Annotated in this window: 2 protein-coding genes; one reads left to right on the forward strand and one right to left on the reverse strand. The window is 73.3% G+C overall.

Translation table 11 applies throughout. From position 1 onward, the window contains the following. The coding region (locus tag BFF77_RS32155) for a LuxR C-terminal-related transcriptional regulator (RefSeq protein ID WP_141698617.1) at positions 1–435 on the forward strand (435 nt) is incomplete at its 5' end. 100 nt (positions 436–535) lie between these two features. On the opposite strand, the gene BFF77_RS32160 is transcribed toward BFF77_RS32155, so the two are convergent. Continuing rightward, the coding region (locus BFF77_RS32160; protein WP_066957093.1) for an RNA polymerase sigma factor at positions 536–1469 on the reverse strand (934 nt) is incomplete at its 5' end.

A 1469-nucleotide genomic window follows, 5' to 3' on the forward strand; every position in this document is an offset into this window, starting at 1 on the left:
AAGGTGCTCGTCCTGACCACCTTCGATCTGGACGAGTACGTGTACGAGGCCCTGCGCGCGGGCGCCTCCGGCTTTCTGCTGAAGGACGCGTCGGCCGCCGAACTGGCGCAGGCGGTACGGGTGGTGGCGGCCGGTGACGCCCTGCTCGCGCCGAACATCACCAAGCGGCTGATCGCCGAGTTCTCACGTATGACCGCCCCGCCCCGGGCGCCGCTCAAGGACCGGGTCGGTGATCTGACGGAGCGCGAGACCGAGGTCCTGTCCCTGATCGCACAGGGCCTGTCCAACGCGGAGATCGCCGTGTCCCTGGTGGTGGCGGAGCAGACCGTGAAGACGCACGTGGGCCGGATCCTGGTCAAACTGGGCCTGCGCGACCGTACGCAGGTCGCGGTCTTCGCGTACGAGTCGGGGCTGGTGCGTCCGGCCGGATACTGAACGGGCCGGCTCCGGTACCGCCCGGGGCCGGGCGGTACCGGAGCGCCCGGGGCCGGGCGGCCCGCCGATCCGCCGACCGGTGCCGGGCCGCCGGCAGGTGTCAGGGCGGTGGCGCGGGGCCGTCGGGGCGGTGGTGCGAGGCCCGTTCCAGGAGCAGTTCCCGCTCGCGCGCGTTGCGGGTCAGCGACGCCGCCCGTTCGAACTCCGCGCACGCCTCCTCCCCACGTCCGAGGCGCTCCAGCAGATCCCCGCGAACGCTCGGCAGCAGGTGGTAGCCCTTCAGGGCCGGCTCCCCGGCGAGGGCGTCCACCAGCCGCAGACCGGCCGCCGGGCCCTCCGCCATCGAGACGGCGACCGCGCGGTTCAGCTCCACCACGGGGGAGGGGATCAGGGCCAGCAGCCGGCCGTACAGCGCGGCGATCGCCGTCCAGTCCGTGTCCTCGTAACGGACCGTCCGCGCGTGGCACGCGGCGATCGCGGCCTGGACGGAGTACGGACCGTCGCCCGCCCGGTGCAGCGCCTCGACGCCACGGCGGATGAGCAGCCGGTTCCACTTGGCGCGGTTCTGGTCGGCGAGCAGCACCGGCCTGCCGTCGGGGCCCGTGCGGGCCGCGATACGGGAGGCCTGGAACTCCAGCAGCGCAGCCAGACCGTGGACCTCGGGCTCCGTGGGCATCAGACCCGCGAGGACGCGGACCAGCCGCAGCGCGTCCTCGCACAGGGCCGGGCGTACGAGATCGTCACCCGCCGTCGCGGAATAGCCCTCGTTGAAGATGAGGTAGATGACGTCGAGGACCGACGAGAGCCGGGCGGCGCGGTCGGCGCCGTACGGCACCTCGAAGGGCACCCCGGCCTTGGCGAGTGCCCGTTTCGCGCGGACGACGCGCTGGGCGACCGTGGGCTCCGAGGTCAGGAACGCGCGGGCGATCTCCTCCGTCGTCAGCCCGCCCAGCAACCGCAGCGTGAGCGCGATCCGGGCCTCCGTCGACAGCACGGGGTGGCACGCGGTGAAGATCAGCCGCAGCAGATCGTCG

Source organism: Streptomyces lushanensis (genome assembly GCF_001700515.1).
Lineage (GTDB): Bacteria > Actinomycetota > Actinomycetes > Streptomycetales > Streptomycetaceae > Streptomyces > Streptomyces lushanensis.